Source organism: Vibrio sp. TRT 17S01 (genome assembly GCF_050113695.1).
GTDB lineage: Bacteria > Pseudomonadota > Gammaproteobacteria > Enterobacterales > Vibrionaceae > Vibrio.
This window is the reverse complement of sequence record NZ_JBNJOG010000001.1, coordinates 209,576-232,983: the sequence shown is the minus strand read 5'-3', so window position 1 is coordinate 232,983 and position 23,408 is coordinate 209,576. Positions and strand designations below refer to the sequence as shown.

The following is a 23,408-nucleotide window of genomic DNA, read 5'->3' as shown; positions in this document are numbered from 1 at the left end:
AAGAAAGCAAAAAGTCCCAATAATAAAAAAGCCAGAGTCAAACTCTGGCTTTCAACAAAATTTAACGACTGAGAGACGCTAACTTCTCAAAGTAGTCCGGAAAGGTCTTTGAGGTACATTTAGGGTCATTAATCGTGACAGGCGTGTCACTCAACGCCACAAGGGAAAAACACATAGCCATGCGATGGTCATCATAAGTATCAATTGCCGCGTGTTTTAACTGCTGCGGTGGAGTGATGACGATATAGTCTTCACCTTCTTCCACTTCGGCTCCCACTTTACGAAGCTCTGTTGCCATCGCAGCTAAACGATCCGTTTCTTTGACGCGCCAATTATATACATTGCGAATTGCCGTTGTTCCCTTCGCAAATAGCGCTGCAGTGGCAATGGTCATCGCTGCATCGGGAATGTGGTTGAAATCCATATCAACAGCCGTTAGCTGTCCCACACGAGAGATAACGTAATCGTCTCCCCATTCAATTTCAGCCCCCATTTTTTCTAGCGCATCTGCAAATTGAATATCACCTTGAATGCTTTTTTTGCCAATCCCAGTGACTTTAATTTCTCCACCTTTTATAGCTGCCGCAGCTAAAAAGTATGAGGCAGATGATGCATCGCCTTCAACTAAGAAGTCTCCTGGAGCTACGTATGATTGGCCTGCACGAATAACAAATTCTTGATAGTTTCGGTTTTCAACTTCCACGCCAAACTGAGCCATGATATGCAATGTGATATCAATGTATGGTTTGGAAACCAGTTCGCCTTCAATCTTAATCGTCACGTCATCTTGAGCAAGAGGTGCCGACATTAGAAATGCGGTCAAAAATTGGCTCGAAATCGACCCGTCAATAGAAACGACGCCCCCTTTCAAGCCAGTACCGGTAATTTTTAATGGTGGATAGTCATCATTCTCAAGGTATGTAACTTCAGCGCCAGCTTGGCGCAGCGCGGTTACCAAATGCCCAATTGGGCGCTCTTTCATGCGAGGTTCACCCGTCAGGACATATTCGCCTTCACCTAAGCATAAGGCTGCCGCAAGTGGGCGCATCGCTGTTCCTGCATTCCCGAGAAACAACTCCGTTGCTTGTGACACCGAAAATGGCTGACCTAATCCCTCAACTTCACATACGGTTTTATCTTCAGACAAACGGTAGCTCACACCCAATTTAGTGAGTGCGTTCAGCATATGACGAATATCGTCACTATCGAGCAAATTAGTAAGACGAGTTGTCCCTTTTGCAAGCGCCGCTAGAAGCAACGCTCGGTTAGAAACACTTTTTGAACCCGGTAAATTAACTTCACCGTTAACTTTATTGATAGGTTGTAACGTAAGGCTTTCCATTACAGTTGTTATTCCTTGACTCGCTTTGACATCCTACTAAAGCGATGAAAAATTCTTCGTACTTGCAGCCTATCTAAAAAGTTCTGTTAAAACCAGAGTAAATCGTGGATAAAAACACGATTTTTATCGCCCTTTCAGTGAGAGCGGTATAATTCCGTATTTCTAGTACTCCTTATCAACCCTCACGCCATCATTAAAATACAAAACTCTCACCCGGTCCCCGCGTGAGAACAGCATGGAACTATCGACATCTTGAATAATGTCGATTAGTTTCCCTTTTTCAGTTTTCACCAACAATTCTACTAATTGATATTCAACTCGGTAGCGGTTATTTACTTGATTTCTTGCAATCCCCGCTCCAGCAACAGCTCCAACTGCTGTCGCAACCTCTTTGCCGGTACCATCACCAAACTGATGACCAATTACGCCACCAACTACAGCCCCCAGTAATGTCGTCCATCCATTCCCTTTGGACTCAATGATTTCTTGTTGAGTAATGTAGCGAACCGAATCTATTTTACCAAAAACCACCTCATTAACCGGTCTTGCTTGATTTCGTTGATAGCTTGCGTTGGCAAACAGCGGAAAAATCAATAAGATCCACAACCACTTTTTCATAATGCTCTAAACTCTCTTAATAAATGGCGATTTATTTAACCGAACTAGACTGCGATAATTTATGGTTTCCGTCACCTTTTGAAGCATTGGCAGATCCCAATGGTCTCTTAGCTTTTGGCGGCGATCTCAAACCCGAGCGCATTCTAGCTGGCTATCAACAAGGAATCTTCCCTTGGTACGGACCAGGGGAACCCATCCTGTGGTGGAGCCCCTCTCCACGTGCAGTCTTTGATCCTAAGACATTTAAAGCGGCAAAAAGTCTCAAAAAGTTTCAACGAAAGCATAAATATCGCGTCAGTATCAATCATGCTACTGAGCAAGTAATTGAGCTTTGTGCAAAGACTCGCACCGAAAGCGAAACGTGGCTAAATGAAGAAATGCGCACCAGCTATAACGCCTTAGCTAACGCAGGGCACTGTCACTCCGTTGAAGTCTGGCTCGACAATACTCTGATTGGTGGCTTGTATGGTATCTCTGTTGGTCAGCTTTTTTGCGGTGAGTCGATGTTTAGTTTGGAAACCAACGCGTCAAAGATCGCCTTATGGTATTTTTGCCATCATTTTCAACAACATGGTGGTCAGCTTATTGACTGCCAAGTGATGAACGATCATTTAGCCTCTCTAGGAGCTTATCAACTGGAACGCGAAGAGTTTATGAAAAGCCTGCTATCCTTTAAACAAAATAAATTAAAAGAACATTGCTACACATCTCAGTGGTTGGAATCGCCATTAGAGGAACGCCAATGAATCCGGAATTGCAGCAAATCCGAATTGGTTTAACTGATAGCCATCCTTGCAGTTATCTAAAGGAGCAACAAGAGCGGGTAGCCGTGGCGTTAGATTCGGCAATGCACTGCGCTTCAAGTTATGAGGTGCTGCTGGCCAATGGTTTTCGTCGTAGTGGAGACACCGTTTACAAACCACACTGCACCCACTGCAACGCATGCAATGCTTTGCGAGTAGCAGTGCCAGAATTTTTTCCTTCCAAGAGCCAAAAGCGGCTATTAAACAAGGCTTCTCACCTTAGCTGGCAATTGAAAGAGACAATGGATGAGAATTGGTTTGCGCTGTACTCGCGCTATATCGAAGCGCGCCATCGTGATGGGTCGATGTACCCACCTAAAGAGAAAGAGTTTGCGCAGTTTGCTATGTGTTCATGGTTGAATACGCAGTTCCTCCACATCTATGAAAATGACATGCTTATCGCCATTGCAGTGACCGATATTCTTTCTAACAGCGCAAGCGCTTTCTACACATTTTTCGATCCTGACTATGCCTTATCTATCGGTACTCTGGGCGTCTTATTTCAGCTGGAATATTGTCGTCAACAAGGCAAACAATGGCTGTATCTTGGTTACCAAATTGATGAGTGCTCCGCGATGAATTACAAAGTCCGTTTTAACCGACATCAAAGGCTAGTAAATCAGCGTTGGCAAGGGTAGAATACGCCCCAACTTTACATAATTCATTTTTAAGGGCATTATACGCCGCTTAAAAACGCCCATTTTTTAAAAGAGGATTAAATGGCTAAAGAAGACGTAATTGAGATGCAAGGTACTGTCCTTGATACTCTACCAAACACCATGTTTCGCGTTGAACTTGAAAACGGTCACGTAGTTACAGCTCACATCTCAGGTAAGATGCGTAAAAACTACATCCGCATCCTGACTGGCGACAAAGTAACGGTAGAAATGACTCCATACGACCTATCTAAAGGCCGCATCGTCTTCCGTGCTCGTTAATCTCTGATTGCGAATACTAAAAAACGGAGCATGATGCTCCGTTTTTTTGTTGCCATCAGTCACTGTAAAGGCGCCGATACTACGGCCCCTCTTTTTACTTACCTAATGCTTCTTTGTAGTGCTGTCGGCATACTGATACATAACGATCGTTACCACCAATAGCGACTTGATCACCTTCTTTAATCGCATTTCCATGTTCATCAGTACGAATCACCATGTTCGCTTTGCGTCCACAATGGCAAATGGTTTTAAGCTCTACCAACTTATCAGCCCAAGAAAGCAGGTACTTACTTCCTTCAAACAACTCTCCTAAAAAGTCAGTACGTAAGCCGTAACACAGTACAGGGATACCAAGCTTATCAACCACTTCTGTCAGCTGATAAACCTGCTCTTTAGACAAGAACTGGCATTCATCAATCAATATACAATGACGCTTTTCTACCTCATTTAACGCTGCAATTTCTTGGTGGAGGTTAGTGTCTGGCCTAAAAAGCTGAGCATCTGACTGAAGACCAATACGCGAACTCACTTTGCCAATACCATAACGGTCATCTAAAGCTGCGGTGAAAATAACTGGCGTCATGCCACGTTCTTGGTAGTTAAAAGAAGACTGTAAAAGAGTGGTGGATTTACCCGCATTCATTGCGGAGTAATAGAAGTACATCTGGGCCACTGATTGTTACCTATAACGAAATTGATAAGAATTTAAAGAAAAGGGCTGAATCAACAGCCCTTCATAAAATAAAAATGGTATTACTTACGACGCCACGTTGTGCCTTCTGGACCATCTTCGAGCACGATGCCCATTTCGGTCAGTTTATCACGCGCCATGTCTGCATTAGCCCAATCTTTAGCCGCACGAGAATCATTACGTAGTTTAATAAGCGCTTCAATTTCTGCCACTTCATCATCACTACCTGCGTCTCCCTTCAAGAAGGCTTCTGGCTCTTGATGCAAAATACCAATAACCTCAGCCAGTTCGCGCATTTGAGCACCTAACGCACTTGCGGCCGCCAAATCGTCAGCTTTAATGCGGTTGATTTCACGTGCCATGTCAAATAGCACAGAATATGCTTCAGGCGTGTTGAAATCATCGTTCATCGCTTCAGTAAAGCGTGATACGTATTCTTCTCCACCTGCTGCCGCAGTTTCTAAATCTAGGCCACGTAGCGAAGTGTACAGGCGTTCCAATGAAGCACGAGCTTGATTTAGGTTCTCTTCACTGTAGTTAAGCTGACTACGGTAATGGCCCGACATCAAGAAGTAGCGCACCGTTTCTGAATCGTAGTGCTCTAACACGTCACGAATAGTGAAGAAGTTACCTAGTGACTTCGACATTTTCTCTTTGTCTACCATCACCATGCCACTGTGCATCCAAGTATTTACATACTGAGTACCATGTGCACAGCACGATTGTGCGATTTCATTCTCGTGGTGTGGGAACTGAAGATCGGAACCACCACCGTGGATATCAAAATGATTACCCAGAATGGATGAGTTCATCGCTGAACACTCAATGTGCCACCCTGGACGGCCCGGCCCCCATGGCGATTCCCACGTAGGTTCACCTGGCTTAGACATTTTCCACAACACAAAATCCAATGGGCTGCGTTTAGCGGTTTCAACGTCAACACGCGCACCAGCTTGAAGTTGTTCAAGATCTTGCTTAGACAACTTACCGTATTCATCAAATTTGCTGACTTCAAACATCACGTCGCCATTGTCTGCAACGTACGCGAAACCACGCTCAATTAGCTTCTCAACTAACTCAATGATTTCTGTAATAAACTGAGTAGCACGTGGCTCTATATCAGGACGTTTCATATTCAATGCATCAAAATCTGCGTGCATTTCACCAATCAAACGCTCTGTTAATGAATCGCATGACTCACCATTCTCAGCCGCACGTTTGATGATCTTATCGTCAATATCAGTAATATTGCGGACAAACGTTAGGTCATAACCTAGGTAACGTAGGTAACGGGAGACGACATCAAAAGACACAAATGTGCGACCATGACCAATGTGACAGAGATCGTAGATGGTTACTCCACAGACATACATGCCAACTTTGCCGGCATTGATTGGTTTGAATTCCTCTTTCTGTCTTGTGAGTGTGTTATATATCTTCAACATGATCTCTGTGCTTTATCGGATGAAACAAAATAGTGGTGCAGTATATCAATTTGCGTGCCGCTAGGTAATCCCCGACATGGACAAAAAATCCGCAACAAAGCCTATACTCAAGTCTCACGCTTCACTTTTCACGTATAAATGTTAGAAAAGTTAAGATAGAATCCGACTCTCAAATCAAAAACATATGTAAAGGTACTAATCATGATCACCCTTCACACTAATTTTGGTGACATCAAAATTCAGCTAAATGAAGAGAAAGCACCAGAAACAAGCGCAAACTTCCTACAGTACTGCCGTGATGGTTTCTACGACAACACACTCTTCCACCGTGTTATCGATGGTTTCATGATTCAAGGTGGTGGCATGGAATCTGGTTTACGTGAAAAACCAACTCGTGCACCAATCAAAAACGAAGCAAACAACGGCCTTAGCAACAAAGTTGGCACACTTGCTATGGCTCGTACGATGGAACCGCATTCTGCAAGCTCACAATTCTTCATCAACGTGAACAACAACACTTTTCTAGATTTCCGTAGCGAAAGCCTTGACGGTTGGGGTTACTGTGTATTTGCTGAAGTTGTTGAAGGCATGGACATCGTAAACAAAATCAAAGGTGTCAGCACTGGCTCTTACGGCATGCACCAAGATGTTCCACTAGAAGATGTTGTGATCACTGGCACAACCATCGAAGAATAAGTCATGCAGAGAAGAGCCTTGGCGCTCTTCTCTTTTATTCCTTCAGCTATAAAACACCTATGACCACTCTATTCATTTCTGATCTACACCTCACTCCACAAGCCCCTGAAATTACAGAATGCTTTACTCATTTTATGCGAACGCAAGCCATCAAGGCCGATGCTTTGTACGTATTGGGTGATCTGTTCGAATTTTGGGTCGGTGACGATGATAAATCCTCTTTCGCCCAGCAAATTCGTGACGAATTCAAACGCCTTACTGATACTGGTGTGCCAGTCTTTTTTACCCAAGGGAATCGAGACTTTTTAGTCGGAAAACGGTTTGCCAAACAAACTGGGGTTACGCTGCTCGGTGATGAAACAGTGATCGATTTATATGGCCGCAATGCCGTTGTGCTACATGGTGACACCCTCTGCACTCAAGATACCAAGTACCTAGAGTTCCGAGCGAAAGTGCATCAACCTTGGTTACAATGGGTATTTAACCGTATCCCTATGTTTATCAAACAAAAGATTGTTGCCAAAGTTCAGTCGGATATTCGAGATGATAAAAGCACTAAATCACTTGAAATTATGGATGTGACACCAAGTGAAGTAGAAAAAGTCATGCAACAACATCATGTTGATTTGATGATCCACGGGCATACCCATCGACCAAACATCCATTCATTGGAAACAGAAGATGGCCACAAAACTCGCATTGTTTTAGGAGACTGGTATACGCAAGGTTCCATCTTGGTCTATGATAAAAATGGTTACGAGTTACAAGTTTTAACATTTAACCAATAGCGGCTATTGATATTTATCTTTGATAAGATATCAATGCTTTATTATCATCCGACTGGTTAATCTAGCTAAGAATTATTCCATTGAAATATTCCTATATTGCTCGTCAGCCGATCCTCGACTGCGAGAAAAAAACGATTGGCTACGAACTATTGTTTCGTGATGGGCCTCAGAATACTTTTCCAGAAATTGAACCCGAACTCGCCACCAGCCGCTTGCTTTCGGACCACTTTCTCTCAACTCACTACAGTACACTTGGTGAGAGCTTAGGTTTTGTTAATTTTCCTTATCAGAGCTTATTGAATCGTATCCCTACCCTATTCCCGTCAGACAATTTAGTCATTGAAGTACTGGAAGATTGCCCTCCGACACCAGAGTTGCTTGAAGCAATAAAAGAAATGGCACAAGCAGGCTACAAAATCGCATTAGATGATTTTGTTCCAAGTGTCGAATGGAAAGCATTTTTGCCTTATATCTCAGTGATTAAGTTTGATATCCGAATCGTACCGATCGCAAAAGCAGCGATATTCATTCAAAAACTTAAAACGAGCAAAATTCTCTTTTTAGCGGAAAAAGTCGAAACGCATGAAGAGTTTCAACAAGCTAAAGATGCGGGCTTTGATTACTTTCAAGGGTATTTCTTCAGTAAACCTGAAATGATCGAACGTAAAGCCCTCGAACCGTCTTTTGTCACTCTTGTTCAGTTATGTATGGAAGTAGCAAAAGAAGAAATTGATTATAAGGCGATAGAGTCGTTGATCAGCACCGACCTTACCATGTCCTATAAATTGCTTACCTTTGTTAACTCTTCCTACATGGTGAGCACCAAAATACGGTCGTTCAAACAGGCGGTTGTTTATCTAGGTGAAGATAAACTGCGTAAGTTTGTTTCTTTGGTAGCAATTGCTTCAACCCAAGACTCTAAACCCGATTACCTTTATAGCCTTTCAATCCAGCGAGCCAGATATTGTGAATTGCTGGCAAAACATTTTTCTTCATTTTTAGAACCAGGCTCAGCTTTTCTAACCGGAATGTTCTCGCTGCTAGATAGCCTACTCGATCAGCCATTTGATCAACTAGTGGATTCCATGCCAATCGCCGAGGATGTCAAACTCGCGTTGAGCAATGGTGAAGGAAGACTTGGTCAAATACTCTTGTTAACTCAAGCTTATGAACGCGCTGATTGGGATAAGGTGAGCGAGATAAACTCCGAATTAGAGTTACCGGAAGAGATGCTCAGTCAAGCCTACGATGCTTCCGTAAAATGGACGGCTGAGTTGCTAGACGTAACGATGTAACATTTACTTGCCTTGAGACTGGCTATACACTGCTGGCATTTGATCAAACCGAGACATTTTATGCCTTCTTGCCCATGCCATAGCCAGTCTGATTATTCTGTTTGCTGTGAGCCGATTCATAAAGATCACCACAACGCCTTAAAACCAGAGCAACTAATGCGTGCTCGATATTCAGCGCACGTCTTAGGACTGGTGGACTTCGTCATTAATACCTATCACCCAAGCTGCCAAGCTGAAAACCAACGACAAGGTATTGAAGAGTCGATAAATTCTGAATGGAAAAAACTAGAAGTCACAAGTACCGAGGAAGGCAGCCATGTAGATGAAGGTTACGTGACATTTAGTGCCTACTTCATTGAAGAAGGCTCTGAATACTGCATGACTGAGCGCTCTCGTTTCATCCGAGAAAAAGAGCTTTGGTACTACATTGACGGTGAGTTTCCACAGCAAGAAACTAAGCCCGATCCAAGACTAAGTCAGCCAATCAAAGCTTTGAAAGTTGGGCGCAATGACCCCTGTATTTGCGGTAGTGGCAAAAAATTTAAGAAGTGTTGTGGGTAAATTCAAAAGCACCACCAGCTCAACATTTCTGTGGATGATAACGATTATACCGTTCTAACCAACGATGACTCTTTCGCTATTACCTAATAAAAATGCCGTTCACTTAATGTGAACGGCATTTAAGTTCTTACTTATCTTTCAGAATTAATGTACTACAGCTTCTTCTTCATTAAGGTATTCAAACTGCAACTCATCGCCTTTAAGAGCAACTTTTACAGTCCCACCATCAACTAATGAGCCAAACAACAATTCATTCGCTAATGGTTTCTTCAATTGCTCTTGGATTACTCGTCCCATAGGGCGAGCACCCATCGCTTTATCGTAGCCTTTCACAGCTAGCCAATGGCGCGCATCATCCGAGACTTCCAATGATACGCCTCGAGAGTCCAATTGGGCCTGAAGCTCAACAATGAATTTATCGACAACCTGATGGATAACATGCTCATCAAGACTATTGAACCAGATGATGTTATCAAGACGGTTACGAAACTCAGGTGTAAACACCTTCTTAATTTCCGACATCGCATCATGACTGTGATCTTGCTGGATCAGACCGATTGATTTCTTCTCAGTCATCTGAACACCAGCGTTGGTTGTCATTACTAAGATAACATTACGGAAATCGGCTTTACGTCCGTTGTTATCAGTAAGCGTACCATTGTCCATTACTTGCAGTAACAAATTGAAGATATCAGGATGTGCTTTCTCAATCTCATCCAATAGGACAACTGAATGAGGATGCTTGATAACCGCGTCAGTTAGCAAACCACCTTGATCATACCCAACGTAACCTGGAGGAGCACCGATTAAACGGCTCACTGAGTGGCGTTCACCATACTCAGACATATCAAAGCGAAGTAGCTCGATACCCATCAACTTCGACAGTTGAACTGTGACTTCGGTTTTACCTACCCCTGTTGGGCCTGCAAACAAGAAAGAACCAACAGGTTTGTTGTCTGCACCTAACCCAGCACGAGTCAGTTTGATGGCTTCGCTTAATACATCAATCGCATCATCTTGACCAAATACCAGCATTTTCATCTTCTCATCAAGATTTTGAAGAATCTCTTTATCTGACGAAGAAACTGACTTTTCAGGAATTCGAGCCATTTTCGCAACCATTGCTTCAATGTCACCCACGCCTACTGTTTTCTTACGACGACTCGCAGGTGCTAGACGACTGCGCGCCCCTGCTTCATCAATAACGTCGATTGCCTTATCAGGTAGATGACGTTCATTGATGTATTTCGCTGAAAGCTCTACTGCGGCTCGAAGTGCTTTATTGGTGTAACGGACTTCATGGTGAGCTTCGTATTTCGGCTTAAGACCGATCAAAATTTTGGTCGTATCATCTAACGACGGCTCTACAACATCAATTTTTTGGAAGCGTCGAGAAAGTGCTCGCTCTTTGTCAAAAATATTGCTGTATTCTTGATAGGTGGTTGAACCAATACAACGCAACTTACCACTACTTAGTAACGGCTTAATTAAGTTTGCTGCATCCACCTGCCCACCAGAAGCAGCACCAGCGCCGATGATAGTATGAATTTCATCAATAAATAGGATTGCGTCGTCTTCTTTCTCTAGCTGTTTCAAAATGGCTTTGAAACGCTTCTCGAAATCGCCACGATATTTAGTACCCGCAAGCAGTGACCCTATATCAAGAGAGTAAATTACACTGTCTTTGATAATTTCAGGTACTTGACCTTCAACAATTCTCCAAGCAAGACCTTCTGCAATCGCAGTTTTACCTACCCCCGCTTCACCAACAAGAAGTGGATTGTTTTTACGACGGCGGCATAGTACTTGGATTGTGCGCTCAAGCTCTTTTTCACGGCCAATCAACGGATCAATCTGCCCTTGCTTAGCCAATTGGTTTAAGTTTGTTGCGAAACTTTCTAATCGCTCTTCCGAGTTAGTTTCTTCAACGCTATCGCTGCTAAATGAATCAGATGACGAAGAATCGTCACCGGAGCTTGACGCTTTTGTTATGCCATGTGATATAAAATTGACGATATCTAAACGACTAATGTCGTTCTTTTTAAGAAGATACGCTGCGTGAGATTCTTGTTCACTGAAGATAGCAACCAGTACATTTGCACCAGTTACTTCACTGCGCCCTGAAGACTGAACATGGAATACAGCGCGTTGTAACACTCGTTGAAAACTCAATGTTGGTTGGGTCTCACGAGTCTCATCGTTTTCGGGGATTAAAGGCGTTGTTTGGTCGATAAATACATCAAGTTCAGCGCGTAAGCCGTCAATATCAGCCTGACAAGCTAACAACGCTTCTCTGGCAGCATCGTTTTCAAGCAATGCTAGCAGGAGGTGCTCGACGGTCATAAACTCGTGTCGTTTGTCTCGAGCTCGGGCAAATGCCCCATTCAAACTCGATTCTAGTTCTTTATTTAGCATAAGTACCTCCTTATGGAACGGCTCTGCCGATAGAATTTAGCGTTAGGCTTGCTCCATCGTACAAAGCAGTGGGTGCTCATTTTCCCTTGAATACATAGTGACCTGTGCCACTTTAGTCTCAGCAACTTCTGCAGTAAACGTGCCACAAATTGCTTTACCTTCATAATGTACCTTGAGCATTACCTGTGTCGCCTGATCGATATCCATTGAAAAAAAGCGCTCAAGGATTTCAATAACAAAGTCCATTGGTGTGTAGTCATCATTATTAAGCACCACGTTATACATCGATGGCGGCTTAACTTTGGTCTTCTCTGCCTCCAGCAAATCCGAGTCTGGAGTTACCCATTCAAAATTATTACTCATTGTTCCATTTAAAACGTTTAGAGAGTTTCTTCACTAATTTTACCACTTCACCAAAGCAAAAATGTAGATTTCACTCGTAATAAGAACAAAAAACGGTTTAGTAAAAAAAACACCCATACTTAGAGACTAATGCAGCAATTGTATCGCTGCAAATAAAAGATTTCTATTGTGGCATATGTGCTATCTAATTGATTAAAAAGACACCACAACCTACTCATATCAATGATGATTAATAGTGAAACATACTGATTTTTGTTGAAAAAATGTAAATCTCAAAAGTGATTTGTTTGCAAATATGTAGGATATTATACGTCTTGCCTATTGACTGCGCTCAATCATTGACTAAATTGGTCAAATAGTGACTGAAAATTTGGCAGCGGCTGAATGGAAATTCACTATTTACAGCTTACATTATGACGTGAGTTGAGGGTTAACAACATCAGTAACAAAATGCATGAGGGATGTATAGCATGGCTACAGGTACAGTGAAATGGTTTAACAATGCCAAGGGATTTGGTTTTATCTGCCCAGAGGGTGAAGATGGAGATGTATTTGCACACTACTCAACCATCAAAATGGATGGATACCGTACTCTGAAAGCTGGCCAACAAGTAACGTTCGAAGTGGAAGAAGGACCAAAAGGTTACCACGCAAGCTCTGTAACTCCGGTCGAAAGCCAAGTTGCAAAATAATCGCTGCCAAAACTGGTTAATTATTCCATAAAAAACCCGCCTTTCGGCGGGTTTCATTTTTATCACTTTATTAATCGATGATGCTATTGAGTGTCGCACTCGGGCGCATCAATGGTGATGCTTTGTCGAATTCAGGTGTGTAGTAACCACCAAGAACACCAGGAACACCTTGAGCGTCATTTAGCTCAGCAACAATTTTGTCTTCGTTTTCTGCTAGTGCTTTTGCCACAGGAGCAAACTCAGCCGCGAGTTCCGCATCCTTTGTTTGAGTTGCTAGAGCTTGAGCCCAGTAAGTCGCTAGGTAGAAGTGACTACCACGGTTATCTAGCTCGCCAACTTTACGCGAAGGTGACTTATTGTTGTCTAGGAATTCACCAGTAGCTTTATCCAACGCATCAGCAAGAACTTGTGCTTTCGCATTACCTGTAATTGTACTTAAGTGTTCCAAAGAGGCTGCAAGTGCAAGGAATTCACCAAGAGAGTCCCAACGAAGGTGGTTTTCTTTCTCTACCTGCTGAACGTGCTTAGGTGCAGAGCCACCAGCACCTGTTTCAAATAGACCACCACCGTTCATTAGTGGAACGATAGAAAGCATCTTCGCAGAAGTACCAAGTTCTAGGATTGGGAACAAATCAGTTAGGTAGTCACGAAGTACGTTACCTGTTACTGAGATAGTGTCTTGACCTTCTTTAATACGCGCTAGCGAGAACTGACACGCTTCAAGTGGCGCTAGGATCTTGATCTCTAGACCAGAAGTATCGTGTTGTGGAAGGTATGCATTTACTTTCTTGATTAGCTGAGCATCGTGTGCACGGTTCTCATCTAGCCAGAATACTGCTGGAACACCTGTTGCACGAGCGCGTGTTACTGCGAGCTTAACCCAGTCTTGGATTGGCGCATCTTTAACCTGACACATACGGAAGATGTCGCCTTCCTCTACTGATTGCTCAAGTAGCACCGCACCTGATGCATCAACAACACGTACTGTACCGGCAGCGTCTAGGATGAACGTCTTATCATGTGAACCGTACTCTTCTGCTTTTTGAGCCATTAGGCCGACGTTTGGCACACTACCCATTGTGGTTGGGTTGAATGCGCCGTTCTCTTTGCAGAAGTCGATAACTGCTTGGTAGATACCAGCATAGCTACGATCAGGGATCATCGCTTTAGTATCTTTCTGTTTGCCATCTGGGCCCCACATTTGACCAGAAGAACGCAACATTGCTGGCATAGATGCATCAACGATGATGTCACTTGGTACGTGTAGGTTCGTGATACCACGGTCTGAATCAACCATCGCTAGAGGAGGCTGAGTTTCGTAAACCGCTTGTAGAGCCGCTTCGATTTCTTCTTTCTGAGCTGCAGGCAGTGATTGGATCTTCGCGTAAACATCGCCGATACCGTTGTTTACGTCTACGCCTAGCTTGTCAAATACATCACCGTATTTCGCGAATACGTCTTTGTAGTAAACCTTAACCGCGTGACCAAAAATTACTGGGTCAGACACTTTCATCATAGTTGCTTTCATGTGCAGTGAAAGCAGCACGTCTTGCTCTTTCGCTTCAGCGATTTGCGCTTCAAAGAACTCAACCAACGCTTTCTTGTTCATGACTGAACAGTCTATGATTTCTTTGTCCTGAAGTGGGAAAGCTGCTTTCAGCTCTTTCACGGCACCATCAGCTGCAACGAATTCAATCTTAACGTCGGTTGCGCCTGCAACCGTATGCGATTTTTCACTACCGAAGAAATCATTACCAGACATGCTAGAAACGTGAGATTTAGAATCTGCAGACCATGCGCCCATTGAGTGCGGATTTTTCTTCGCATAGTTCTTTACAGATAGAGGCGCACGACGGTCAGAGTTACCTTCACGCAGTACTGGGTTTACTGCGCTACCTTTAATTTTATCGTACGTTGCTTTGATTGCTTCTTCTTCGTACGTGCTTGGTTCTTCTGGGTAGTTAGGTAGGTTGTAACCTTTGTCTTGTAGTTCTTTGATTGCAGCTTTCAATTGAGGAATCGAAGCTGAGATGTTTGGTAGCTTAATGATGTTTGCTTCTGGAGTTTTTGCTAGCTCGCCCAATTCAGCAAGTGCATCACCGATGCGTTGTTCTTCCGTCAAATGCTCAGGGAAGTTTGCAATAATGCGTCCCGCTAGCGAAATATCACGTGTATCGACGTTGATACCCGATGACGCTGTAAATGATTGAATAATCGGCAGTAGAGAGTAAGTAGCTAGCGCAGGTGCTTCATCAGTGATGGTATAAATAATTGTAGGTTTTTCTGTAGGCATGAAATTTCCCTATTGTTCTAACAGTGCCCTATTGGATGACTGGCCCTGTGTGAATGTCCGCTAACAAGATGGTGTATCATCCCCTCAAAGCTTGTTTGCGATTTTGTCACTCTTTAAAATTATCGGGATAAAGCGTTGAGCGTGCCATATCCTTATTCCTTGAGTGCTTATAATTAAACAAAATGATGAGAATAGTCTATCATCTTGTGTCTTAAACCTGTTTTTGGGCGCGCAAATCATAGCTCAAATTGTGTGTTCAGAAAACTTAGACACACACTTCGTTTACATTTTTGCAAGGTAGTTAACATGTCCCCACGCTCACAACGTGAGTCTTCTCGCCGAAGTTCTAAACCTAATCAATCGGGTTTTAAACGAACAAAACCCAACAATACAAGCAAAAATCATTCATCTCGACAACGTCGTAAACCAACGAACGAGAAGTCTCGTGTATCACCTGAAGAGCGTAAAGTTATAGTCTTCAATAAGCCCTACGATACGTTAAGTCAATTTACCGATGGCGAAGGTCGAAAAACACTGGCGGACTTCATTCCAGTGAAAGATGTTTATGCTGCCGGCCGCCTTGATCGTGATAGCGAAGGACTGATGGTATTAACCAATGATGGCATTTTGCAGGCTCGCTTAACACAACCGAAATCTAAGTCTCCAAAAACTTACTGGGTACAAGTCGATGGTGCACCAACGGAAGCAGATCTCGATAAACTGCGTAAAGGGGTCGAACTGAAAGATGGCATGACGCTCCCGGCAAAAGTGGAAGTAATGCCTGAACCCAATGTTTGGGAGCGTAACCCTCCAGTGCGCTTTCGAGCCAATATTCCAACAACATGGTTGGCCATCACCATTATTGAAGGGCGTAACCGTCAAGTACGTCGCATGACAGCGAACATCGGCTTCCCTACTCTGCGTTTAATCCGCTATTCGATGGGTGATGTGACGTTAGGTGATTTGCAGCCGGGTGAATGGAAAGAGATCAGCAGCCTCTAGCGGCTGTATTTCGTCATTCTGAACAAGGAGGAACGACTGTGATTCAGAATCTACCTAATGCTAACGCTACCTAGATTCCCTACTCGCTCCTACGTCACTCTATGGAAAGACGTATATCCAAATACAAAAATGCCGCTTCAATTGAAGCGGCATTTTTAATTCAACCAGAAAAATAAAATTACTCTTCTTCTTTCTTCTCTGCAGCTTTAACGGCAATCGCTAGTTCTTCAAGCGCAGCTGGATTTGCAAGGCTTGGTGCATCTGTAAGCAGACAAGAAGCAGCCGTTGTTTTCGGGAATGCGATAACGTCACGGATGTTTTCAGTACCACAAAGTAGCATTACTAGACGGTCAAGACCGAATGCTAGGCCTGCGTGAGGAGGAGTACCAAATTTCAGAGCATCCAATAGGAAGCCAAATTTAAGCTGCTGCTCCTCGGCATCAATACCTAAGATATCAAATACCGCGGCTTGCATTTCTGCATTGTGGATACGCACAGAACCACCACCTACTTCGTAGCCGTTTAGAACCATGTCGTATGCGTTTGAGTTCGCAGCCGCTGGGTTCGCTTTTAGCTCTTCTGCTGTCACACCAAGAGGTGATGTGAATGGGTGGTGCATCGCGTGTAGATTGCCTTCGTCGTCTTCTTCAAACATTGGGAAGTCAACAACCCATAGCGGAGCCCATGCAGACGTATCGGTAAGCTCTAAGTCTGTGCCAAGCTTCAAGCGTAGTGCGCCCATTGCTTCTGCAACCGTGCTTGCTTTGTCTGCGCCAAATAGGATGATGTCACCGGATTCTGCTTGAGTGCGGTCAAGAATACCGTTGATCACATCTTCGTTTAGGAACTTAGCCACTGGAGATTGGATACCTTCCATACCTGCTGCACGGTCGTTAACCTTCATCCACGCTAAACCTTTCGCACCGTAGATACCAACAAACTCACCGTAGCTATCGATTTGCTTACGAGTTAGCTTAGCGCCACCTGGTACACGGATTACTGCAACGCGACCTTTCTCGTCGTTTGCTGGACCAGAGAATACTTTGAATTCAACGTCTTTCACTAGGTCTGCAACGTCGACGAGCTCTAGTGGGTTACGTAGGTCTGGTTTATCGCTACCGAAACGACGCATCGCTTCAGAGAATGGCATTACTGGGAATTCACCTAGGTCTACGTTTAGTAGCTCTTGCCACATATCACGAACCATTTTCTCAGTGGTTGCACGAACTTCGTCAGCCGTCATGAATGACGTTTCGATATCGATTTGAGTAAATTCTGGTTGACGGTCAGCACGCAAGTCTTCATCACGGAAACACTTAACGATTTGGTAGTAACGGTCAAAACCAGACATCATTAGCAGCTGTTTGAATAGCTGTGGAGACTGAGGAAGTGCATAAAAGCTGCCTTTATGAACACGGCTTGGTACTAGGTAGTCACGTGCACCTTCAGGCGTCGCTTTTGTTAGTACTGGCGTTTCAATATCTAGGAAGCCGTTGTCATCTAGGAAACGACGAACGAAGCTAGACGCTTTAGCACGTAGTTTGATGCGGTCGCTCATTTCTGGACGACGTAGATCTAGGTAACGGTACTTCAGGCGCTGCTCTTCAGAGTTCTTTTGGTTGAAGTCTAGCGGTAGAACATCACTGCGGTTGATGATTTCAAGGCCTTTCGCGATGATCTCAACTTCACCCGTCGCCATGTCTTTGTTGACTTGGCTATCTGGACGAACGCGAACTTCACCCGTCAGTTTGATACAGAATTCATTACGAAGTGTGTTTGCCACTTCATACGCATCTGCCATATCTGGATCGACAACTACCTGAACAACGCCTTCACGATCTCGCATATCGATAAAAATAAGACCGCCTAAATCACGGCGACGGTTAACCCAGCCGCAAAGTTCTACAGTTTGTCCTGCAAGGGACTTGTTCAGGTGACCACAGTAATGGGTACGCATAATGAATTTCCCAATCTCTTAAAATTTGTTGATTACGTTCCGCCGCCTAGTCTGGCTGGCGACAGAGCAAAGATCCATTTATACGCTGAAAGTCGTCCGAGATCGACTATTCAGAATACAATTTATTGCCTTTTATCTGGGATAGACGTTTTTTAGCACAACAAATGAGCAAAACCACATCTAACCAAAAAAATTGGCGCTGATTATAGCGTTAATTTGGGCATTTATTCAAAAGTCTCGTACAGTAGCTAACATCAGTATCTAGTAAGCGAATTTTCCATGACTTTACCTTTGCGGCTTGGGCTCACTATGTGGTCTCATTCAGGATGGCAACAAAGCTTTTATGGCAGCGGCACCAAACCAGCGGAGCGCTTAGCTAAATACGCTCAGGTTTTTCATACTGTTGAAGGAAATACCACCTTCTATGCCACCCCTTCTTTAAGTACCGTCAACAATTGGCGAGCGGCTACATCAGATGAATTTCGCTTTACCTTTAAACTCCCTAGAGCCATTACCCACCAGCATATGCTAAAAGGTGTGGGAGACATGCTGCGAGATTTCATGGCCGTCATGGAACCTATTCATAATCGTGTTGGCCAATGGACCATCCAGCTACCAGCCGCATTTGGCCCCGAGCACCTAGAACAACTCAAGAAGTTTTGTCAGCAATTCCCTTCCAGTTTCCCATTGGGGGTTGAAGTTCGAAACATCGCCTTCTTTAACAAGGGGGAGGAAGAGAAAGCGTTAAACCAGTGGTTACTGGAACACGGTATCGACCGCATCATTATGGACAGCCGTCCAGTTTTCGCGGCACAGCCTATCAATGACGTGATCATAGACGCACAACAAAAAAAGCCACGCGTGCCCGTTCATGCGATTTCAACCGCCACTCACCCCATGATTCGTTTTATTGGCCACCCAGAACTTGCGGAAAACTTGCCGTTTTTTGAACCTTGGTTAAATAAACTTCCCACTTGGATTGCACAAGGTAAACAGCCGTATGTCATGATACATACGCCGGACAATGTGGAAGCCCCGGAGCTCGCTACTTCGCTATATAACAAACTCAGCCAACGTATCACTTTGCCCGATTTAGCCCCCTTTCCATGCCAAGATGGCAATCCACAAATACCGATGTTTTAATTCAATCAGCAGCTCAATAATGACAGGCGCGCCAAGATCTCATAAAATACGCGCCTTTTTTAATGCTCAGCGCAATCAAGAGACGTTGTTATGAACCCAAAGAGCAATCCGGATACTATTTTTTCTGCTCCGATCGATAAGATCGGCGACTTCACGTTTGATGAACGTGTTGCGGAAGTTTTTCCAGACATGATCCAACGTTCGGTGCCGGGCTACAGCAATATCATCTCAGCCATTGGTATGCTGGCAGAACGCTTTGTTAAGCCGCACAGCAATATCTATGACCTAGGTTGTTCGTTGGGTGCCGCCACGCTGTCTATGCGCCGTCATATTCAACAAGAAGGCTGCCAAATCATTGCCGTTGATAACTCATCTGCCATGGTTGAACGTTGTAAACTACACGTCAACGCCTATCGTAGTGATACACCAGTTGATGTCGTTGAAGCAGATATCCGTGATATCAACATCGAAAATGCTTCTGTTGTGGTGTTGAATTTCACCCTGCAATTTTTGTCGCCAGAAGACCGTTATTCTTTATTAGAAAAAATTTATGCGGGTTTGCGTCCGGGCGGGATTTTAATCTTGTCTGAGAAGTACGTCTTTGAAGATCAGGTTTCCAATGAGCTACTGATAGATCTTCACCACGACTTTAAACGCGCTAACGGATACAGCGAACTGGAGATCAGCCAAAAACGCAGTGCAATTGAAAATGTCATGCGTCCAAACTCCAAAAAAGAGCACAAAGAACGCTTTGCTCAAATTGGCTTCAGCAGCTTTGATGTTTGGTTCCAATGCTTTAACTTTGGTTCAATGTTCGCCATAAAATAGTGCTTATCACTTGCGTATTCTATAACGGCTTCTTATTTTCTATTTAAATTACAGTGACTCACTCAGTATGTTTAATTTTGCTAATTTTTATCAGTTGATCGCTCAAGATACTCGTCTTCAACCTTGGCTTAACACATTGCCACAACAGCTGACAGATTGGCAGAATGCCGAACATGGTGATTTTGACCGTTGGGTTAAAGCACTGAATAAGATCCCACAAGGTGCGCCCGATCAAGTTGATCTTAAAAACTCGGTCACCATTGCCAATGACACCCCGTTTCATACCGGCGAGCTGAAGAAACTGGAAAACCTATTGCGTACGTTCCACCCTTGGCGTAAAGGGCCATACACGGTGCATGGTATCCACATTGATACTGAGTGGCGCAGTGACTGGAAATGGGATCGCGTGCTTCCTCACATTTCACCATTAAAGAATCGCAGTGTGCTTGACGTAGGCTGTGGCAACGGCTACCACATGTGGCGCATGCTCGGTGAAGGCGCTCGCCTTTGTGTCGGTATCGACCCTTCTCACCTGTTCCTCGTCCAGTTTGAAGCCATCAGAAAAATGATGGGGGATGATCAACGTGCCCACTTATTGCCTCTCGGGATTGAGCAACTGCCTAAGTTGGAAGCTTTTGACACAGTATTTAGCATGGGTGTGCTCTATCACCGTCGCTCACCGCTTGATCATTTGATCCAACTGAAAGACCAACTGGTTGCGGGTGGTGAACTGATACTGGAAACACTGGTTATTGAAGGAGATGAAACCTCAGTACTGGTTCCGGTTGATCGCTACGCGCAAATGCGCAACGTTTACTTTTTCCCATCGGCAAAAGCGTTAAAAGTGTGGCTTGAACAAGTTGGTTTTGAAGACGTCCGTATTGTAGACGAGAATGTCACCACCGTAGGAGAACAGCGTACCACTGAGTGGATGACGCATAATTCACTACCCGATTATCTCGACCAAAATGACCCAAGCAAAACCGTTGAAGGACACCCAGCACCTCGCCGCGCTGTTCTTATCGCTAAAAAACCGATAAAGAAACAAAATTAAGACGGTGTCTTGCTAATTTGACAAAGAGTTAACCCTTCTGACACGTCAAATCATTACCCTTATACTGTTGTATTAAGGATGCGTCTTGCGTCCTTAATTTTTTACGTTTATTTGCCAATCCTCACGACTTAAGAACCATAGTCATCTGGTTGCTTGGAGTGTGAGATTGGATAAGCTAAACTCCCAAAATTAAAATAATTTAACCATTTTCAGGTTTTTCAATGCTTAAAAGATTGTCACCAGTAGTCGCGCTCGCTGTACTTTCCGGATGTACTCTGACAAACAGCGAACAATATCACCAAGAAACGTTAGCAGCTATCCAAGCTTCTGAAACCAATCTGACCAATAAAATCTCTAGTCTGGAACTTCAGCTAAGCAGTCAGTCTGGCTACATTGAAAGCCTTGAAGGTCAAATTAAATCTCTTAACGGTGAATTGCTTTCATTCAAGAAAGAAGCAATTACCGAGATCAAAAAAGAGAGAAAGCCGGTCATTTTACCTGCACCTGTCCCAACACCTCCTCAACCCTCTCATGAAGTTGTACTTGGCTCAATAGAGAAAGTGACTATCGACTCAATCAACCAAACATTTGATGCACGTGTGGATACCGGTGCGGCAACCTCTTCTCTCAATGCTGTTGATATCGAAGAATTTGAGCGTAACGGCAAAAACTGGGTCCGTTTCCATTTATCTGATGAGCAAAATGTGGCTGGTGACGATAACTGGATTGAAGCTCCGGTGCAGCGTTACGTGAAAATTCGTCAATCAACAAACGACGATTCTGAGCGTCGTGCTGTGGTCGAATTGTGGGTTAAAGTTGGCAAAATCCACGAGAAAGCACAGTTTACACTAGCTGACCGTTCTCAAATGAGCCACCCAGTATTGCTGGGGCGCGAGTTCATCCGTGACATCGCTGTGGTAGACGTAAGTCGCCAGTACATTTTCACGGGAAACAATAAGAAAAAATAAGGTAACTTTATGACGTCAAAAGTACCCTTTTACATCTCAGTGATCCTGCTGATTGTGGCAGGTATTGCATTGAGTATGTTCCGCCACCAAAATTATGGTGTGCCATGGACTCCAGGCGAGGCTCGCCAGATCTGGGATATTGAAGCTCGAGTCGAATTTTACGGCCAAGGTAAGCCAATTAAAGCCTCTTTAGCCGCGCCTCATACCCAAACAGGTTACACTCTGATTAGTGAGTCTTCCTCTTCTCCGGGTTACGGCGTTTCTTACGTAGACAGCGATGCAGGCCGACGTGCTGAGTGGTCAATCCGCTCTGCCATGGGCCCACAAACCATTTACTACAAAGCTCAATTCTTGGTTGACCCGCAAGCGAAAGTGGACCCTATTCCCCCAAGTGAAGAAATCGCAAAACCAACGTTTGAAGGCCCGGTTGAAGCTGCCGTTGTTGCCGTTATTGAGCGTGCAAACCAACGCTCAGCCGACGACATCACCTTCACCCGTGAATTGGTTAAAATCATCAACGACAATGAAAGCCAAAATGCCGCGCTTATTTTAAATAAGATGAGCAAGGTTGAAGCGGTCGATAAAATCCTCGCTTACGCTCAAATTCCAAGCAAAATTGCCGGTGTTGTTGAGTTGGAAGATGGCCGTCGCCGCCAAAGCATTCAACAAATGAACCAAGTTTGGGATGGAAAAGAGTGGAAGCTATTCAACCCAGAAAGCACCAATCAATCTGTTCAGCCGAATATCTTAGTCTGGGATGAATCCAACATCTCACTACTTGATGTTGTTGGCGGCCAAAACAGCCAAGTGCACTTCTCAATGATTGCTCAGCAAGTTTCGGCTCAGCAAGCAACCAACGACAAAGTCGAAGCTGATGGTCTGCTTAACCTTTCAATCCATAGCTTGCCACTTGAAGAGCAAGCGATGTTTAAGACCATTATGTTGATCCCAATTGGCGCACTTATCGTGGTATTCCTGCGTGTCATTATCGGCCTAAAAACCTCTGGTACCTTTATGCCAGTGCTGATCGCGGTTGCATTTGTACAAACACAATTGGTGACGGGTATTGTTGGCTTCTTACTAATTGTCGGCACAGGTTTAATCATCCGAAGTTACTTATCTAGGCTTAACTTACTGCTGGTTGCCCGGATTTCAGCGGTCATCATCACCGTGATCATGATCATTTCCGTGTTTACCGTCGTGGCGTTTAAGATTGGCCTAACTGAAGGGCTTTCTATTACCTTCTTCCCAATGATCATCTTGTCTTGGACTATCGAACGTATGTCGATTTTGTGGGAAGAAGAAGGTGCTAAAGAAGTGGTACTCCAAGGTGGTGGTTCATTGCTTACCTCTGTGCTGGTTTATCTTGCAATGACAAACCCATACGTACAACACCTAACATTTAACTTTATCGGTCTTCAACTGATTGTGCTGGCTGGCATTTTGCTGCTTGGTACATACACAGGTTACCGTTTAACTGAGCTTCGCCGCTTTAAACCACTTGCGGAGGATTAAT

The 23,408-nt window shown here is 44.1% G+C and carries 22 protein-coding genes; 14 read left to right on the top strand and 8 right to left on the bottom strand.

Translation table 11 applies throughout. From position 1 onward, the window contains the following. Positions 1 to 61: 61 nt before the first annotated feature. Positions 62 to 1,342, bottom strand: coding sequence for a 3-phosphoshikimate 1-carboxyvinyltransferase (gene aroA, locus ACQEXS_RS01020; RefSeq protein ID WP_427010896.1), 1,281 nt, complete (start codon positions 1,340 to 1,342; stop codon positions 62 to 64). A gap of 162 nt (positions 1,343 to 1,504) precedes the next feature. Then, positions 1,505 to 1,960: a glycine zipper 2TM domain-containing protein gene (locus ACQEXS_RS01015; protein WP_427010897.1), complete on the bottom strand. Its 456-nt coding sequence runs from the start codon at positions 1,958 to 1,960 to the stop codon at positions 1,505 to 1,507. A gap of 23 nt (positions 1,961 to 1,983) precedes the next feature. Between ACQEXS_RS01015 and aat the strand changes: the two genes are divergently transcribed. From aat to infA, 3 genes are all read left to right on the top strand, one after another. Then, complete coding sequence (gene aat, locus ACQEXS_RS01010) at positions 1,984 to 2,706, top strand: leucyl/phenylalanyl-tRNA--protein transferase (RefSeq protein ID WP_427012508.1); 723 nt, start codon at positions 1,984 to 1,986, stop codon at positions 2,704 to 2,706. Further along, complete coding sequence (locus ACQEXS_RS01005) at positions 2,703 to 3,401, top strand: arginyltransferase (RefSeq protein ID WP_427012507.1); 699 nt, start codon at positions 2,703 to 2,705, stop codon at positions 3,399 to 3,401. The genes aat and ACQEXS_RS01005 overlap by 4 nt, the downstream gene beginning before the upstream one ends. A gap of 81 nt (positions 3,402 to 3,482) precedes the next feature. Continuing rightward, the gene (gene infA / locus ACQEXS_RS01000; RefSeq protein ID WP_001040192.1) at positions 3,483 to 3,701 is read left to right on the top strand and encodes a translation initiation factor IF-1; all 219 of its coding nucleotides are present in this window, start codon (positions 3,483 to 3,485) and stop codon (positions 3,699 to 3,701) included. 94 nt (positions 3,702 to 3,795) lie between these two features. On the opposite strand, the gene ACQEXS_RS00995 is transcribed toward infA, so the two are convergent. Continuing rightward, positions 3,796 to 4,374, bottom strand: coding sequence for a thymidine kinase (locus ACQEXS_RS00995; protein ID WP_427010900.1), 579 nt, complete (start codon positions 4,372 to 4,374; stop codon positions 3,796 to 3,798). An 80-nt stretch (positions 4,375 to 4,454) separates the two neighbouring features. Next, positions 4,455 to 5,837, bottom strand: a complete 1,383-nt coding sequence (cysS, locus tag ACQEXS_RS00990) for a cysteine--tRNA ligase (protein ID WP_367988635.1) — start codon at positions 5,835 to 5,837, stop codon at positions 4,455 to 4,457. Between the two features lie 201 nt (positions 5,838 to 6,038). Between cysS and ACQEXS_RS00985 the strand changes: the two genes are divergently transcribed. The 4 genes from ACQEXS_RS00985 to ACQEXS_RS00970 all read left to right on the top strand — a co-directional run bounded on the left by ACQEXS_RS00985 (position 6,039) and on the right by ACQEXS_RS00970 (position 9,177). Then, a complete protein-coding gene (locus ACQEXS_RS00985) occupies positions 6,039 to 6,533 on the top strand; it encodes a peptidylprolyl isomerase (protein ID WP_367988634.1) in 495 nt (164 codons plus the stop codon). Positions 6,534 to 6,592: 59 nt separating this feature from the next. Beyond that, complete coding sequence (lpxH, locus tag ACQEXS_RS00980; RefSeq protein WP_427012506.1) at positions 6,593 to 7,321, top strand: UDP-2,3-diacylglucosamine diphosphatase; 729 nt, start codon at positions 6,593 to 6,595, stop codon at positions 7,319 to 7,321. An 80-nt stretch (positions 7,322 to 7,401) separates the two neighbouring features. After that, positions 7,402 to 8,616 (top strand): EAL and HDOD domain-containing protein, encoded by a 1,215-nt coding sequence (locus ACQEXS_RS00975; RefSeq protein WP_427012505.1) that lies wholly within the window; start codon positions 7,402 to 7,404, stop codon positions 8,614 to 8,616. A 60-nt stretch (positions 8,617 to 8,676) separates the two neighbouring features. Next, positions 8,677 to 9,177, top strand: a complete 501-nt coding sequence (locus ACQEXS_RS00970) for a YchJ family protein (protein ID WP_427012504.1) — start codon at positions 8,677 to 8,679, stop codon at positions 9,175 to 9,177. A gap of 144 nt (positions 9,178 to 9,321) precedes the next feature. Here ACQEXS_RS00970 and clpA read toward each other — a convergent pair whose 3' ends face one another. Both clpA and clpS read right to left on the bottom strand, forming a co-directional pair. Further along, positions 9,322 to 11,592, bottom strand: a complete 2,271-nt coding sequence (gene clpA, locus ACQEXS_RS00965) for an ATP-dependent Clp protease ATP-binding subunit ClpA (RefSeq protein ID WP_367988628.1) — start codon at positions 11,590 to 11,592, stop codon at positions 9,322 to 9,324. A gap of 42 nt (positions 11,593 to 11,634) precedes the next feature. Next, positions 11,635 to 11,955: an ATP-dependent Clp protease adapter ClpS gene (clpS, locus tag ACQEXS_RS00960; protein ID WP_367988627.1), complete on the bottom strand. Its 321-nt coding sequence runs from the start codon at positions 11,953 to 11,955 to the stop codon at positions 11,635 to 11,637. Between the two features lie 470 nt (positions 11,956 to 12,425). Here clpS and cspD point away from each other — a divergent pair, with 470 nt between their 5' ends. Next, the gene (gene cspD / locus ACQEXS_RS00955) at positions 12,426 to 12,647 is read left to right on the top strand and encodes a cold shock domain-containing protein CspD (protein ID WP_367988626.1); all 222 of its coding nucleotides are present in this window, start codon (positions 12,426 to 12,428) and stop codon (positions 12,645 to 12,647) included. 70 nt (positions 12,648 to 12,717) lie between these two features. On the opposite strand, the gene ACQEXS_RS00950 is transcribed toward cspD, so the two are convergent. Next, positions 12,718 to 14,940, bottom strand: coding sequence for an NADP-dependent isocitrate dehydrogenase (locus ACQEXS_RS00950; protein ID WP_427012503.1), 2,223 nt, complete (start codon positions 14,938 to 14,940; stop codon positions 12,718 to 12,720). A 306-nt stretch (positions 14,941 to 15,246) separates the two neighbouring features. On the opposite strand from ACQEXS_RS00950, the gene ACQEXS_RS00945 reads away from it, so the two are divergent. Next, the gene (locus ACQEXS_RS00945) at positions 15,247 to 15,942 is read left to right on the top strand and encodes a pseudouridine synthase (protein ID WP_427012502.1); all 696 of its coding nucleotides are present in this window, start codon (positions 15,247 to 15,249) and stop codon (positions 15,940 to 15,942) included. 178 nt (positions 15,943 to 16,120) lie between these two features. Here the strand turns inward: ACQEXS_RS00945 and aspS are convergent, their stop codons facing one another. Continuing rightward, complete coding sequence (aspS, locus tag ACQEXS_RS00940) at positions 16,121 to 17,899, bottom strand: aspartate--tRNA ligase (protein WP_427012501.1); 1,779 nt, start codon at positions 17,897 to 17,899, stop codon at positions 16,121 to 16,123. Between the two features lie 309 nt (positions 17,900 to 18,208). Here aspS and ACQEXS_RS00935 point away from each other — a divergent pair, with 309 nt between their 5' ends. The 5 genes from ACQEXS_RS00935 (at position 18,209) to ACQEXS_RS00915 (ending at position 23,407) form a co-directional block, all read left to right on the top strand. Next, positions 18,209 to 19,042 (top strand): DUF72 domain-containing protein, encoded by an 834-nt coding sequence (locus ACQEXS_RS00935; protein ID WP_427012816.1) that lies wholly within the window; start codon positions 18,209 to 18,211, stop codon positions 19,040 to 19,042. Positions 19,043 to 19,132: 90 nt separating this feature from the next. Beyond that, positions 19,133 to 19,870 (top strand): carboxy-S-adenosyl-L-methionine synthase CmoA, encoded by a 738-nt coding sequence (gene cmoA / locus ACQEXS_RS00930; protein ID WP_367988622.1) that lies wholly within the window; start codon positions 19,133 to 19,135, stop codon positions 19,868 to 19,870. 67 nt (positions 19,871 to 19,937) lie between these two features. Further along, positions 19,938 to 20,924, top strand: a complete 987-nt coding sequence (cmoB, locus tag ACQEXS_RS00925) for a tRNA 5-methoxyuridine(34)/uridine 5-oxyacetic acid(34) synthase CmoB (RefSeq protein WP_427012500.1) — start codon at positions 19,938 to 19,940, stop codon at positions 20,922 to 20,924. Positions 20,925 to 21,145: 221 nt separating this feature from the next. After that, entirely contained in the window at positions 21,146 to 21,892 is a 747-nt protein-coding gene (locus ACQEXS_RS00920; RefSeq protein ID WP_367988620.1) for an ATP-dependent zinc protease family protein, read from the top strand. A 9-nt stretch (positions 21,893 to 21,901) separates the two neighbouring features. Next, the gene (locus ACQEXS_RS00915; protein WP_367988619.1) at positions 21,902 to 23,407 is read left to right on the top strand and encodes an inactive transglutaminase family protein; all 1,506 of its coding nucleotides are present in this window, start codon (positions 21,902 to 21,904) and stop codon (positions 23,405 to 23,407) included. The last annotated feature ends 1 nt before the right edge of the window (position 23,408 follow it).